Annotated in this window: 14 protein-coding genes; 2 read left to right on the top strand and 12 right to left on the bottom strand. The window is 54.6% G+C overall.

Features of this window, described 5'->3' with window-relative positions; genetic code table 11:
* Positions 1-217: 217 nt before the first annotated feature.
* The 7 genes from CRO33_RS24490 to CRO33_RS01660 form a co-directional block, all read right to left on the bottom strand.
* A complete protein-coding gene (locus CRO33_RS24490) occupies positions 218-385 on the bottom strand; it encodes a hypothetical protein (RefSeq protein WP_166932180.1) in 168 nt (55 codons plus the stop codon).
* Positions 386-520: 135 nt separating this feature from the next.
* Complete coding sequence (locus CRO33_RS01685; RefSeq protein WP_034824533.1) at positions 521-1,933, bottom strand: EmmdR/YeeO family multidrug/toxin efflux MATE transporter; 1,413 nt, start codon at positions 1,931-1,933, stop codon at positions 521-523.
* A gap of 120 nt (positions 1,934-2,053) precedes the next feature.
* Positions 2,054-2,803 carry an ABC transporter ATP-binding protein gene (locus CRO33_RS01680; protein ID WP_097116733.1) on the bottom strand — a complete coding sequence of 250 codons (750 nt, stop codon included), beginning with the start codon at positions 2,801-2,803 and terminating at the stop codon, positions 2,054-2,056.
* Complete coding sequence (locus tag CRO33_RS01675) at positions 2,796-3,671, bottom strand: ABC transporter ATP-binding protein (protein WP_097116732.1); 876 nt, start codon at positions 3,669-3,671, stop codon at positions 2,796-2,798. Before CRO33_RS01675 ends, CRO33_RS01680 begins: the two co-directional genes overlap by 8 nt.
* Complete coding sequence (gene livM, locus CRO33_RS01670) at positions 3,664-4,947, bottom strand: high-affinity branched-chain amino acid ABC transporter permease LivM (RefSeq protein ID WP_097116731.1); 1,284 nt, start codon at positions 4,945-4,947, stop codon at positions 3,664-3,666. The genes CRO33_RS01675 and livM overlap by 8 nt, the downstream gene beginning before the upstream one ends.
* A gap of 10 nt (positions 4,948-4,957) precedes the next feature.
* Positions 4,958-5,872 (bottom strand): ABC transporter permease subunit, encoded by a 915-nt coding sequence (locus tag CRO33_RS01665; protein WP_097116730.1) that lies wholly within the window; start codon positions 5,870-5,872, stop codon positions 4,958-4,960.
* Between the two features lie 80 nt (positions 5,873-5,952).
* On the bottom strand, positions 5,953-7,011 hold the full coding sequence (locus CRO33_RS01660) for a branched-chain amino acid ABC transporter substrate-binding protein (RefSeq protein ID WP_176505729.1): 1,059 nt from the start codon (positions 7,009-7,011) through the stop codon (positions 5,953-5,955).
* A gap of 402 nt (positions 7,012-7,413) precedes the next feature.
* Here CRO33_RS01660 and CRO33_RS01655 point away from each other — a divergent pair, with 402 nt between their 5' ends.
* Positions 7,414-8,862, top strand: coding sequence for an AMP nucleosidase (locus tag CRO33_RS01655; protein WP_097116728.1), 1,449 nt, complete (start codon positions 7,414-7,416; stop codon positions 8,860-8,862).
* 48 nt (positions 8,863-8,910) lie between these two features.
* On the opposite strand, the gene CRO33_RS01650 is transcribed toward CRO33_RS01655, so the two are convergent.
* A complete protein-coding gene (locus tag CRO33_RS01650; RefSeq protein WP_097116727.1) occupies positions 8,911-9,699 on the bottom strand; it encodes a hypothetical protein in 789 nt (262 codons plus the stop codon).
* A 257-nt stretch (positions 9,700-9,956) separates the two neighbouring features.
* Positions 9,957-11,255: an NCS2 family permease gene (locus CRO33_RS01645; protein ID WP_211728366.1), complete on the bottom strand. Its 1,299-nt coding sequence runs from the start codon at positions 11,253-11,255 to the stop codon at positions 9,957-9,959.
* A 416-nt stretch (positions 11,256-11,671) separates the two neighbouring features.
* Here CRO33_RS01645 and CRO33_RS01640 point away from each other — a divergent pair, with 416 nt between their 5' ends.
* The gene (locus CRO33_RS01640; protein ID WP_058959928.1) at positions 11,672-12,418 is read left to right on the top strand and encodes a response regulator; all 747 of its coding nucleotides are present in this window, start codon (positions 11,672-11,674) and stop codon (positions 12,416-12,418) included.
* On the opposite strand, the gene CRO33_RS01635 is transcribed toward CRO33_RS01640, so the two are convergent.
* Genes CRO33_RS01635 through CRO33_RS01625 form a run of 3 tightly spaced genes read right to left on the bottom strand, consistent with a single transcriptional unit; the run spans position 12,355 to position 14,964 of the window.
* Positions 12,355-13,407 carry a carbohydrate kinase family protein gene (locus CRO33_RS01635; protein WP_097116726.1) on the bottom strand — a complete coding sequence of 351 codons (1,053 nt, stop codon included), beginning with the start codon at positions 13,405-13,407 and terminating at the stop codon, positions 12,355-12,357. The genes CRO33_RS01640 and CRO33_RS01635 overlap by 64 nt on opposite strands.
* A gap of 1 nt (position 13,408) precedes the next feature.
* A complete protein-coding gene (locus CRO33_RS01630) occupies positions 13,409-14,269 on the bottom strand; it encodes a ketose 1,6-bisphosphate aldolase (RefSeq protein ID WP_097116725.1) in 861 nt (286 codons plus the stop codon).
* An 11-nt stretch (positions 14,270-14,280) separates the two neighbouring features.
* A complete protein-coding gene (locus CRO33_RS01625; RefSeq protein WP_097116724.1) occupies positions 14,281-14,964 on the bottom strand; it encodes a D-lyxose/D-mannose isomerase in 684 nt (227 codons plus the stop codon).
* Between the last annotated feature and the right edge of the window lie 49 nt (positions 14,965-15,013).

Genomic DNA, 15,013 nt, shown 5'->3' with positions numbered 1-15,013 from the left:
CATGAAGCGCAACGGCTTGGGAATACATTTCTTTACGGTAGCCTTACATAATTAATACAATCAGTGCCAGCAGGAGGGTTGCGTCAGGGTTTGCTCAAGAAGTCGTCAGGAAGGGCTAATATTCAGGCACAAAAAACCCGCTGGACAGGGCAGCGGGTTTTTAAGCAGCGCGCACAGTTCATTCCAGTAACTGTATCGCATAGCGTGATGCAGGCGTTCATCGCTCATAGTAGCGATACACCGACGGATGGAATTCAATGCCATAAAGTTGGCTGACCGGAATCAGCAAATCAATATGATTGCTGAGATCGAACTCACGCTCTTCAGCGGGTTGTGATGTGGCGTTGATCAGGCGATGGAACCACTGTGACAGCGTCGTTTTCATCGTCAGGTTCTCCAGTAATGGTTGACCCTGACAGTAAAACCTAACTTGCTTTATAACCAAAACGATAAGATATGCGATTGAATCCCAATTAATGCATATATTGAAGGCCGCCGTCTGCTACGACGGCCCACTCCGTTATGCCCGGCTCTTCGCCAGCATACGACGGTAATTATTGAGCCATTTGCCGCTGGTCAAACGGAACCAGAAGAACACACCGCGTACTGTCCAGTCGAGGAACATGCCCAGCCACACCCCGACCACGCCCATACCGAGCATGATCCCCAGCACGTAGCCGGCAACCACGCGCGCACCCCACATGCTGAACATCGACACATACATGGTGTATCGCGCATCGCGCGCGCCTTTCAAACCAGCAGGCAGCACCCAGGATGCGGTCCAGATCGGCATAAAGGCCGCATTGAGCCAGATGAGGTGTTTGGTGACTTCAATAACTTCAGGGTCGCGGGTGTAGAATTTAGCCAGCGTGCCCGCCAGTGGTACGGTGATCAAGGCCAGTGTGCACAGCCCAATCATCGCCAGCCAGAACACATGTTTAATCTGCCTTTCCGCCTGCATCACCTGATTTTTACCCAGCCGCTTACCGGTAATGATGGTGGAAGCCGAACCGAGGGCGTTGCCCGGAAGGTTAATTAACGTGGCAATGGAGAAGGCGATAAAGTTACCGGCGATTTCATTGGTGCCCATGCCTGCCACAAAGATCTGCGTCAGCAATTTACCGCCGTTAAACAGCACTGACTCAATACTGGCCGGCACCCCGATCCCCAGCACTTCCATCAGGATGTTGCGATCCCAGCGTCGGAAATAGCTGGCGATGCTGATTCTTAACGCCGGCGTAATGCCACGATACAGCACATAAATGGCCGCCGCCGCGCCGATATAGCGTGAGATGGTTAATCCTAACCCGGCCCCAACGAAGCCCATCCCTTCCCACCCCATCGCACCATAAATCAGTACGCTACTGATCACGATGTTAAGGATGTTCATGCCGCCATTAATCAGCATCGGAATTTTAGTGTTTCCCGCTCCGCGTAACGAGCCGCTACCGATCAGGGCGATCGCCGCGGCTGGATAGCTCCACGCCGACGTTTGCAGGTAGCTCAGCGCCAGTTCCTTCACCTTGGGTTCCGCGCTGCCCGCGATAACATCGATAATCAGATGTCCCCAGATCTCAATCACGATCACCAGCACGAATGCCAGCACCGTCATCAAGCCCAGCGACTGCCGCGTAGCTGCGCGCGCGCGTTTGCCGTTGCGCTTGGCGAGGCTAAAGGCCACCACCACCGTGGTGCCGAGATCAATCGCCGCAAAGAAGGAGATAATCACCATGTTGAAGCTGTCGGCCAGACCGACCCCCGCCATCGCCTCTTTCCCCAGCCAGCTCACGAGGAAAGTACTCAGGACGCCCATCAGCATCACACAGAGGTTTTCAATAAAGATGGGTACGGCTAATGGGGTAATTTCACGCCACAACAGCGTGCGATAAGAGCGACGTTTCGGATACCACGCCGTATTTCTGACCGCCCGCATCACTGCTACGCCAGGATTTTGCAAGGGAGTACCAAATCACTTTGGAGAGGAAGAAGAGTAATAATGATGATAGGCCACTAAGAAATATGCAAAGTGTTTCCCATCACCATTTAATCATTATTACAAACTTTTTGTCGCCACCACCGCAGGATCCGCTGCACCACCGAGATAAGCGCTGCGCACCTCATCGTTATTTAGGAGTTCTTCCCCACTGCCGCTCAGTTTGATCTCGCCGTTGACCATCACATAACCGCGATCGGCCAGTCGCAGCGCATGACGGGCATTTTGTTCTACCAGGAACAGCGTCATGCCCTGCTGGGTCAATTCACGCAGGATGCTGAAAATTTGCTTCACCACAATCGGCGCCAGACCCAGACTCGGTTCGTCCAGCAGCAGCAGTTTTGGGCGACTCATCAGCGCACGCGCAATCGCCAGCATCTGCTGCTCTCCACCCGAGAGCGTCATGGCACGCTGTTTACGCCGCTCCAGCAGGCGCGGAAACAGTTGGTACATGCGATCTTTATCCTCTTTCACAAAGCGATCGCCCACCGCGATCGTGCCCATCAGCAGGTTCTCTTCCACCGTCATATCGGGAAAGATGCGGCGGCCTTCAGGCGCTTGTGCAATGCCGCTGGCGGCGATGAAATGGGTGCTGCGATGGCTGATGGACTCGCCACGTAAGCGAATGTCACCACTGGCAATGCGCGGCTGGCCAAAAATCGACATTAGCAGCGTAGATTTTCCCGCGCCGTTAGCACCGATCAGCGCCACCGTTTCCCCCTGGTTCACCGTCAGGGAAACCTGCCTGAGCGCCTGAACCGGACCATAAAACACGTCCACCTGTTCAAAACTCAACATCGGTTCAGTCATGGTCGCTCTCCTCATCTGCGCCGAGATAGGCGGCGATAACGTTGGGATCGTGGCGAATTTGCTGCGGCGTCCCCTGTGCAATGACATCGCCATGATCCAGTACCACAATGTGATCGGAGATGCGCATGACCATCGGCATGTCGTGCTCAATCAACAACACGCTGATACGGTGATCAGCGCGTAAGCGATGCAATATCTGACTCAGCGCATCGGTTTCGACCGGGTTTAATCCCGCGGCCGGCTCATCCAGACAAATCAGTTCCGGTCGCGTGCACATGGCACGCGCAATCTCCAGTCGGCGCTGCTGACCATACGAGAGCGTGCCAGCCAGTCGATTGGCGCTGGAGACCAAATCCACATTTTCCAGCCAGTAAAAAGCGCGGTCTAACGCCCGATTTTCCGCTTCGCGATAACCACGGGTATTCAATACGCCGGCCAGCAGTTGACGATTGACCTGCATGTGCTGCGCCACCAGCAGGTTCTCTACCACCGACATCTCGCGGAACAAGCGGATATTCTGGAAGGTACGCGCCAGCCCAGCACGGTTAACCAGGTGCGCGCCGCCAAACATTTTGTACCACACGCGCGAACCCAGCCGTGCCGGATGAAGCCAGTCCTGCGGATGAATTTTTTGCCCCAGCACCTGGATCACATCGGTACTGCGCTGTTGGGCATTAAGTATGATGCGCCCGCCGGTGGCGCGATAAAACCCGGTCAGGCAGTTGAACACCGTGGTTTTTCCCGCCCCGTTAGGGCCGATTAATGAGGTAACCGAACCGCGCGCCACAGAAAGGCTGACATCGTTCAGGGCTTTGATGCCGCCGAAGCGCATCATTAAATGATCAACTTGTAGAATGGCATCACTCATGGCGTACTCCTTTCCGCAGCGGAACACCCACACGTGCAGTACGAACCAATCCGCGTGGTCGCCAAATCATCATTAACACCATCAGCATGCCAAACAGCAGCACACGATATTCGGCAAAACTACGCAGCAGTTCAGGCGCGACTGTCAGTACAAAAGCGGCAAGCACCACGCCCAGTGTCGAGCCCATCCCCCCCAGAACCACAATCGCCAGGATTAACGCTGATTCGAAGAAAGTAAAGGAAGTTGGATTCACGAACCCCTGATAGCTGGCGAAAAACACCCCGGCAATCCCGGCCGTCGAGGCACCTAACATAAAGGCGGAGAGTTTGACCAGTACATGATTAAGCCCCATGGCGCGGCAGGCAATTTCATCTTCCCGCAATGCCTCCCAGGCGCGGCCAATGGGCATGCGCGTTAACCGATGCTTGATTAACAGCACCAGCAGCACCACGAGTACCAGCACCACATAGATGAAGATGAATTTCATATTGGGGTTGTAATCGAGATGCAGAAACTCGTGATAAGGCACGCCCCCGTCCCGCGCCCGGCGAGCAAATTCGAGGCCGAAAAATGTCGGGGAAGGCACCGATACGCCATTGGGTCCACCGGTAAACGACAACCAGTTGGTTAAGACCAGACGGATGATTTCACCAAAGCCGAGGGTCACAATCGCCAGATAGTCACCATGCATGCGCAACACCGGAAACCCCAGCAGCGCTCCGGCAAAGGCCGCCATTAATGCCGCGATCGGCAACATACTCCAGAATCCCAGGCCGAGGTACTCGTAGCCCAGTGCCAGGCCATAAGCGCCGATGGCATAAAATGCGACATAACCCAAATCAAGTAATCCCGCCAACCCCACCACAATATTGAGCCCCAGCCCCAGCAGCACATAAATCAGCCCCAGAATGGCCACGGTTAACAGGTATTTACTCGATAGAAATGGAAAGGCAAATGCGGCAATCAATAACAGCGGCAATATCCAGCGCATCCGCGAGCGATAACCCGGTTCGCGGACATATACGCCATCGTCATTGCCTTCAAACTTGCGTGTAAAGCGTTGTCCATAGGACGTACGGGTGAACAGGCTGAGCATTAAGCGCCCTACCATCACTAATCCCACTAACAGCGCCACACGTTGCGGCGACAGTGTGAAGCTGTAACCCTCCAGCACCACGCCCACAATCGGGCCAAACACCACCAGCGCAATCACTCCCGCCAGCAGTGTGTCGAGCAATGCTTCACGCACGCCCGCTTTTTGCGTCATTGCATTCATCGTGGCTTCCTCACACTTTTGCGACCAGCGGACGACCCAGCAGTCCCTGCGGACGGAAGATTAAAATCACCACCAGCAGCGAAAACGAGAACACATCTTTGTAGTCAGAGTTAACCAGCCCCGCAAACTGCGCTTCCGCTACCCCAAGCAGTAGTCCACCGAGCATGGCTCCGGGTAGAGAACCGATACCGCCCAGTACTGCCGCCGTAAAGGCTTTGATACCGATAATGAATCCGGCATAAAAATCAAACGTGCCGTAATTCATGGTCACCAGCACGCCCGCCAGTCCGGCCATGGCTGCACCGATGACAAACACCAGCGAAATCACGCGGTCAGTATTGATGCCGAGAATCGATGCCATGCGCCGATCCTGCTGAACGGCACGGCAGATGCGGCCAAGTTTGGTGTACTGAATGATCCAGGTGAGCAGCGCCATGCCACAGAAAGCGGCAATCAGAATAAAGACTTTGGTCCAGGTGATTTGCACAATGCCGCCATCCACTTCCATGCGCAGCACACCCGTCAGCAGCGTCGGGATGCCCTGCTGGTTGGGCCCCTGGCTAAGCTGCACGTAGTTTTGCAGAATCAACGACATGCCGATGGCGGAAATCAACGGTGCAAGGCGTGTCGAGTTACGCAGGGGTCGATAAGCAATACGCTCGATGACCCAGCCATAAGCCGCCGTGACAATAATAGTGAACAGCAAGGTGCCGAAAATCAGTAATGGAAAGGAGTGAATACCGAAGAAGCTCAGGAGTGCTAAGCCTATTGCGCACAAATAGGCGGAGACCATATATACCTCGCCATGCGCGAAGTTGATCATGCCGATAATGCCGTAAACCATGGTGTAACCGATGGCGATCAACCCATACACTGCGCCCAGCGTCAGGCCGTTAATCAGCTGCTGTAAGAAAAAGGCGTCCATAAATCCATCCCGCGCGTAAAGGGAGCGCATACCTCGCGCCCAATGGCGAAAGGCCCCGTGATACGGGGCCGCGTATCGAATTACAGTTGGTGATACTTGCCTTTATCATCCCACTGATAAACCACATAATCCGAGACTTTCAAATCGCCTTTGCCATCCCAGGCTTTTTTACCCATCACGGTATCGACGCTGTTGGCTTTTAACCAGTCACTGGCTTTGGCGTTGTCTTTACCCGCCGCTTTGTAAGCCGCCGCAATAGCCTGCACAGAGGCGTAAGCATACAGGGTGTAACCTTCCGGTTCGAAGCCGCTGGCGCGGAACTTCTCAATCACCGCTTTGCCATCCGGAATGGTGCGCGGGTCATTACCGAAGGTCATATAAACCCCTTTGGTGTATTGAGGGCCACCAGCCGCTGTCACCAACTCTTCCGTCACGATGCAGTCTCCGGAGAAGAAGGCGGCATTCACACCCTGCTCACGCATTTGACGCAGCAGCGGACCGGCTTCTGGATGACAACCACCGAAATAGACCACGTCGGGTTTCACCGCGCCAATCTTGGTGACCAGCGCATTGAAGTCTTTCTCACCGCGTGAAAGCCCTTCATACAGCACCTCTTTCACGCCACGTTTTTCCAGCGCAGCTTTGGTGGCATCGGCCAGCCCCTGACCGTAAGTGTCTTTGTCATGGATTACCGCCACCTTTTTCGCTTTCAGTTTGTCGATAATGAAGTCCGCCGCAATCGCGCCTTGCTGATCGTCACGGCCACACATGCGGAACATGGTTTTCATGCCGCGCTCGGTGATTTGCGGGTTGGTGGACCCGGGGGTGATCGCCAACACGCCCGCTTCGTCATACACCTCTGACGCGGGCATGGTGGAGGAGGAACAGAAGTGACCCACCACCGCCATCACTTTGTCCTGATCGACGAGTCGGTTTGCTACTGATACCGCCTGTTTGGGTTCGCAGGCATCATCGCCCTGCACCAGCACAATTTTTTCGCCGTTAATACCGCCAGCGGCATTGATATCATCGGCAGCCTGACTAGCGCCCTTCCAGTATTGCGCCCCGTAGGTCGCATTTGGACCAGAGAACGGGCCTGCCACACCAATCTTGATATCCGCCTGAGCGTAAAATGCCATGCTCAGACAACCTGCAAGTACCACCTTCACTGGGTGTTTCATGAATTTCAAAGACATGCTTTCAATCCTCAACGGGTCAGGAACGGAGCCATACCACGGCCTGGGAGAAATCAATTTCTGAAACTTTTGCAGCACTGTATGCAGCCGATAGGGCCACAATTTAGGATCAAGCAAGAAACTCGCCAAAGAAGACGGTCGGTGGCAGCTTTTTGCAGTGGCATCGCGCCAGGGTAGACGAGGCGCGAGGTGACATCCCTGCTAATCATAAACATAGCCAGAGTTAAGCCGCATACCAGCACCGTGATGGTGCAGAATGCGGTCGATCACAGATTATTCATCGTGCTGGGGTGTTTATCCGCTATGCTCTGGTCAAATCGGTCCACGTTTCCTGAAGGAGAATCTATGAATACGCAACGGAACGGATTGAGTAGCCAGCAGGCACTGGATGAACTGGAGCGCCTGTATGAAAGCGCAGTGGAAGCACTGCGCAACGCGATTCGCGATTTCACGACAACCGGCACGCTGCCGGATGAAGATGCGCGACAGAAAGGTCTGTTTGTTTATCCGGAACTGCGCATCACCTGGCTGGGTGAAGGCCCACAGCAAAACCGCACTCGTGCATGGGGACGTTTTACCCACACCGGCAGTTACAGCACCACCATTACCCGCCCGGCACTGTTGCGTCACTACCTGAGTGAGCAATTACAGATGCTGGAGAAAGAGTACGACGTCCTGGTTGAAGTGGTGCCTTCTCAGCAGGAGATTCCGTACCCGTACGTCATTGATGGCCTGACACTGGATCGCTCGATGAGCGCCAGCATTGCGCGCCATTTCCCTACCACCGAACTGTCGCAGATTGGCGATGAAACCGCAGATGGCCTGTTCCATGCGAATGCCATTTTCCCGCTGTCACACTTCGATGCACTGCGCACTGATTTCTCACTGGCGCGTTTACGCCACTACACCGGTACAGCCGTCGAGCATTTCCAGCCGTTTGTGCTCTTCACTAACTACACGCGCTATGTCGATGAGTTTGTGCGTTGGGCGATTGAGCAGGTTCAGGATCCTTCCACACCCTATGACAGCCTTGCCTGTGCTGGCGATGTGGTGATCACCGCTGACACCCAGGATCCCACGGCAATGATGTCTGATCTGGCCTGGAAGAAGCACCAGATGCCGGCCTGGCACCTGACATCACCGAATCGCCGTGGCATCACCCTTGTGAACATTGGTGTGGGTCCGTCCAATGCCAAAACCATCTGCGACCATCTGGCAGTGATTCGCCCCCACGCCTGGCTGATGATTGGTCACTGCGGCGGCCTGCGTGAAAGCCAGACCATCGGTGATTACGTGCTGGCGCATGCATATTTGCGTGACGATCATGTGCTGGATAGTGTGCTGCCGCCGGACATTCCTATTCCAAGCATTGCTGAAGTGCAGCGCGCGCTCTATGACGCCACCAAAGCCGTGAGCGGCATGCCGGGAGAAGAGGTAAAACAGCGTCTGCGCACCGGTACGGTAGTGACCACAGATGACCGTAACTGGGAGTTGCGTTACTCCGCTTCTGCACTGCGCTTTAACCTGAGTCGCGCGGTGGCAGTTGATATGGAGAGTGCCACGATTGCCGCGCAAGGCTATCGCTTCCGTGTACCTTACGGCACCTTACTGTGCGTCTCGGATAAGCCACTGCACGGCGAGATTAAATTGCCGGGCCAGGCGAATCGTTTCTATGAGGGGGCTATTTCTGAGCACCTGCAGATTGGCATTTGCGCGGTAGAACTGCTGCGTGCTGAGGGCGATAAGTTGCATTCAAGGAAGTTGCGCACCTTTAATGAACCCCCTTTCAGGTAAAGGTTAAACTCCGGTCCCATTGGGGCCGGAATTACATGGGATTTCAGTTCAAACTTTAACCAACAGGTCTTTCACAAACCAGGCCAGCACAGCCAGAATAGCGGGCACCATAATCGACCAGGTGAGTCGGTCATTCAGCTTTTCAAATTTCACATTGAGCTTTTCAAACCTCTCATCGATCCTGACAAACTTCTTCTCAAATTTTTCATCCATGCGTTCAAACTTCACATCGATGCGTTGTTCCATTTTGTCTAGCTTGTCGTCGATACGCAGTTCCATTTTGTCTAGCTTGTCGTCGATGCGCAGTTCCATTTTGTCCAACTTGTCGTCGATGCGCACTTCCAACTTTTCAAGTTTATCGTCAAAGTGAAACGCCATTTTTCCCAATTTATCATCGAAATGCAGCGCCATTTTTCCCAGTTTATCGTCGAAACTCAGCGCCATTGTCCCTAGTTTATCGTCGAAATGCCGCGCCATCCCTCCCAACTTATCGTCGAAATTCAGCGCCATTGTCCCTAGTTTATCGTCGAAATGCCGCGCCATTCCCCCCAGCTTATCGTCAAAGTGCAGCGCCATCTTTTCGAACTTATCATCGGTACGCTTTTCCGACTTTCCCATTTCTCCCAGCAATTCGGTACGCAGCGTGCCGATATCGGCCTTGGTCGCAAAATTCTCGGATCGCGCGGTCAGGACGGCAACATCCTGTTGAATTTGATGCGTAGTTTTTTCCAGCAATCCGACTCGTTGAGTTAATTCTTCCATTTTTGAATCTCCGATATTCCTGACGACATAGATAAGTGGTGGAAGAAACGGGGCAGTACGCATGGCGTATTCCATTACAAACCTCCAGAGAGTCCCGGCTATCTCTTCACCTTGCAGCGTAGTGAAACAGATTCGAGCCGCTTAAACATTCCACGAACCCGCCATTCGCGGCAAAAAAGTTCAGGCAGGCATCAATACGTCGCGCAGGTTAAAACTGGCAGAGAAATAACAAAAGCAGTCACAGTGAGGGATTGCGAGAGATGGCACATAAAATATTGGTGGGGATGAAACAGAAAACACGGAAGCCCGATCGGGCTTCCGGAAACCAAAACTTAAGCGCTCAGCCAGCCCAGTTTGATGACGAACAGAATCGAGAGAATCACCAGTGCAGCATTGATCTCTTTCGTACGACCACTCAGCAGTTTTACCACGGTCCAGGTAATGAAACCGAAGGCGATACCGTTGGCGATGGAGTAAGTCAAAGGCATGGTCAGCGCGGTGACGGTCACTGGCGCAGCCGTGGTGATGTCTTTCCAGTCAATTTCGGCCAAACCAGAGGCCATCAACACCGCCACAAACAGTAATGCTGGTGCGGTAGCGTAAACCGGAACACTACCCGCCAGCGGCGAGAAGAACAGGCTCAGCAGGAAAAGTACAGCAACCACAATCGCCGTTAAACCAGTACGACCACCGGCACTGACACCCGCAGCAGATTCAACATAACTGGTGGTCGTTGAGGTACCCAGCAGTGAACCAAACAGCGCAGCCGCACTGTCAGCGATTAACGCACGGCCCATTTTCGGCACATTGCCCTGCTCATCCGCCAGTCCCGCACGCTTGGTCACGCCCAGCAGCGTACCGGTGTTATCGAACACATCCACAAACAGGAAGGCAAAGATAACGCTCACCAGACCCACGTTAAACGCACCGGCGATATCCAGTTGCATAAAGGTGGGTGCAATAGAAGGGGGTGCTGAGAACACGCCACCAAATGGCGTCAGACCAATGCCCATCGAGATAAAGGTCACGACCAGGATGCCGATCAACACTGCGCCGGTCACGCGACGCGCTTCCAGTGCCACAATGATGAAGAAGCCTAACAGTGCCAGCAGCGGACCCGGTTTGGTCAGATCGCCCAGGCCAACCAGTGTTGCAGGGTTATCCACCACGATGCCCGCGCCTTCCAGCGCAATCAGTGCCAGGAACAAGCCGATACCGGCAGCGATACCCGCGCGCAGAGGCAGCGGAATACTGGCAATAATCCACTCACGAATTTTGAAAATTGACAGCGCAAAGAAGATCACCGCTGACAGGAACACCGCGCCGAGTGCGATCTGCCAGGTGTAGCCCATGTGCAGCACAACGGTATAAGTGAAGAAAGCATTGAGCCCCATGCCCGGTGCCAGCGCGATGGGATAGTTGGCGATCAGCCCCATCAGCACACAGCCAATTGCCGCCGCTAAGCAGGTCGCCACAAAGACCGCACCTTTATCCATGCCGGTCGCACCGAGAATGCTCGGGTTAACAAACAGAATGTAGGCCATGGCCAGGAAGGTAGTGATACCCGCAATGATTTCGGTGCGCACGGTGGTGTTGTGCGCTTTAAGTTTGAAGAGTTTTTCTAACATCATCATCTCTCATGAGCGGAGACGGCACGGGTGCACGTTCTCTCTTGCCAATGTGGTTAACAAACTAATTATTGTATTGATGAAAGCGACACACGCTGGACCCAAGGCAGACACACCTTCCGCTTTCCCCTGTCCACATAGCAATAGCTATGCCATCACCGCACGCAATCGTTTACGTTTCAAAATGCGGTTACGGTTAGGATAATTCTGAACCCGATCAGGGCGCGATTATGGTGCATTGCACCATGGCTGCGCAATCGTTTTCCCTTCTACTGCCTTCCAGAGGAAAAAGATTGCGGCAACGCACGCTTTCGCACACTGCTCAGCGATGGCGCTCACGTTTCTGCAGCACAGGACAGCAGCTCAAAAACATCGGGTTACACTGCTTTTAACCCTTTCGCAACATAAGAGACAGCGCAATGAAGCCCGCGATTTTGGTCGTTGATGATGATCGTGCCGTGTGTGAATTGCTGCACGATGTATTGAGTGAACATGTGTTTACCGTCTACAGCTGCCATCAGGGCAAAGATGCCCTTGCGCTGCTCAGCCTGCATCCCGAGATCTCCCTGGTGATGCTGGACATGATGCTACCGGACACCAACGGCTTACTGGTGCTGCAACAGATGCAGCGGCAGCGGCCGGACCTGTTGGTCATCATGCTGACCGGGATGGGTTCGGAAGCAGATATGGTGGTGGGATTAGAGATGGGTGCGGATGATTACATCGCCAAACCCTTCAATCCTCGGGTGGTTGTCGCGCGCGCGCGTGCAGCACTGCGCCGCTGTGGACGTCTGACACAAGCTGATGCACAGCAGGATGAAGGATGGCAATTCAATGGCTGGCGGCTGGATGATGCGCGTTGTCAGTTGTTTAATCCTCAGCGCGAAAGTGTCGCCCTCACTCAAGGCGAATATACCCTGTTGCGCGCCCTGGTGGGTCACGCACGCAAAGTGCTGACGCGCGATCAGCTGCTGGAACTGACTCACAATGAGAGTCTTGAGGTGTTCGACCGCACCATAGACGTGCTCATCATGCGACTGCGGCGGAAAATCGAAGCCAATCCACACCAACCCAGCCTTATCCGCACCATCCGTGGCCTCGGTTACGTATTTTCCGCTGATGTATTGCGTCCGGCTTCAGCCGCGCGTGAAACACAGATTGCCTGATTCATCCAGCGCTGCATCTCGGCCAATGGCCGCGTGCCGTCCAGCGCATTCGCTGCATGCAAATTGAAACAAGCGCAGGTATGTGCCAGCTTCAATGTCTCCAGCAGGGGCCAACCTTCATGACTGGCATATAACACCCCAGCACAAAACGCATCTCCCGCCCCAACGCTGCCGACAATCTCTTCTGGTTTCAGGCACCACGCCGGCTGCCACCCTACTTCACCCCTGCTCTCTTGTCCCCAGGCACCTTCAGGGGCATGGATCACCACGCGTTGGCGCACGCCCTGTTCCAGTAACCAGGCGGCGGCCTCGGCAAACGCGCTGGGTGCTGCCAGCCCCGAAGCGCTGCGCAGCGTCACGCCAGTGAGTGACTGCGCCTCCAGTTCATTAATCACCAGATAATCGAGCCAGCGTAACGCCGGCACCACCAACGGGCGATACTCCCCGGTTCGCGACACCAAATCCAGCGAAGTGAGGTAACCCCGTTGCTGCATTTGTGCCAGCAGATGCGCGCTGCGCGTACCAAAAATCTCATCAGACTGGTCGAGACTATCCAGCAACAACAAATAGCCGACATGAAATATACGATGTGAAGTGACAACTTCAGCAAAATGGGGCAAATCCAGTTCGGCATTGGCGCCGCGGGCATGGAAAAACGTGCGTTGACCATCGGGCGTGGTCATCACTTGTGTCATCGCCGTGCTGACATTGCGCGTGCGTTGTACAAACTGACGATCAATCTGATGATCGTCCAGCAACTGCACGATGTAATCACCGTCACTGTCCCCGCCCACCATGCCGACACCGGCCAGCGGCAAATTGACCTGCATGCGCGCCAGGGTGAACAGCACATTCAGTGCAGCGCCTCCGCTGCACTTCTCACTGTGGGTGATCTCCGCTAACCAGCCTTGTTCTGGCCAATGCGTGATACGTTGTACATGATCCACCAGCATACTGCCCGCACCGAGAATACCGTTGCGTTGCACCATGTCAGGCCCTCCCGGCGCTGCCAAACACCTGCATCTGCTGCGCCACCACATTGGCAATATCGTGTTCTACCGCCATCAGCAGTTCAGCAAACGAGTCGTAGCGCGCATCACGCTGAGTAATTTGCTTTTCTATCGCGCCTAGTGCGGCTTGTGACATGCCGGTATAGAAATTGATTTTATGAATGCCCAAACTGATGGCGTGGCGGAAATCGGCATCACTGATCCCTGAACCGCCATGCAGCACCAAAGGAATGCCTGCCGCCGAGCGAATTGCCGCCAGACGCTCAAAGTCGAGCTTCGGCTCACCTTTGTATTTGCCGTGCGCGTTGCCAATCGCTACGGCCAGACAATCGATCCCGGTTGACTGGACAAACTCCGCCGCCAGAGCATGATCGGTGAATTTGTTGCTGTCAGCCTCACCAAACAGTGCCCCACCTTCATCGCCGCCCACCGCGCCCAATTCCGCTTCAACCGATACGCCAATGGCGTGGCACATCTTCACCACTTCACGGGTCTGGCGCACATTCTCCTCATAGCTGAGGGTGGAGCCATCAAACATCACCGAAGTAAATCCGAGGCGAATCGCCTGCATGACCGCCTCAAAGTGCAAACCATGGTCAAGATTGAGCACCACCGGGATATCATGTAGCGCCGCTTCTGTGCGTACAGCCGCAATCAGATGTTCCAGACTGACATACTTAAAGTGCACTTCCGCGATATTGATGATGAACGGTGAGCGCTGTTGCTCAGCCGCCTGGAACAGCGCACGCAGAAAATGGGTATCCAGCACGTTAAATGCGCCGAGCGCGTATTGGTGCTGTTGCGCATGGGCCAGGCCCTGCGCCAGAGAAATCAGTGCCATCGTGAACTCCTTTATGCCAGCCAGCGGTGATATTCGTTACACAATAGCCAGCGCGGATCTTCATCCTCATTAATCGGATTAAAGCGCGCCAGCGGTGTGAGAAAGACGTTGTCATGCTCGTCATCGTTGGGCATCGAGACTTCGCCAACCAGCACATCGCCATAGCCCTCTTCGCCCCAGAAACTGTGCCAGATACCGGGCAGCAAGGTGACACTCTCGCCCGGGGAAAGACGCAGTTGCGATCCCGCCGCGTGAGTTTGGCGAATGCCATCTAAAGTGACTTTTACCGGTGAGTCATCAAGCCGGTCGCCCGCGCGGTTATGCAGCGTGACGATCAGATTGCCGCCACCGCGATTGATGATGTCTTCCATCTTTTGTGGGTGGTAGTGCATCGGCGTCACCTGCCCTTCCCGCACGTGCATGATTTTTTCAGCGTAAGGTTTTCCCCACGGCTGACCGCCGCGCGACCCGTTGCGCAGAGTAAACAGGGTTAAGCCAGTCTGAGAGAAATCATCAGCGCCAAAACTGGTGACATCCCAGCCCAGATGCAGCGCCAGCAGCTCTTCTGCGTGGCGTTTATCCAGCGCACGCCATTGGCTGAGGCCATAGTCGGCCCAGGGCGGCAGGTGCACATCCTGTCGCATAAAGAATTCGCGGGTGAGTTGCAGAATGGCGTTCACTTCGGATCGATGCATAACTCCGCTCCCAATGTGGGCGGCCCAGAGACCGCCTCAAGAAATCAAC

Origin of the sequence: Pantoea sp. GL120224-02 (assembly GCF_900215395.1) — a bacterium.
GTDB classification, from domain to species: Bacteria; Pseudomonadota; Gammaproteobacteria; order Enterobacterales; family Enterobacteriaceae; genus Pantoea; species Pantoea communis.
Note: the sequence above shows the minus strand (reverse complement) of the source record. Positions and strands in the feature narration are given on the sequence as shown.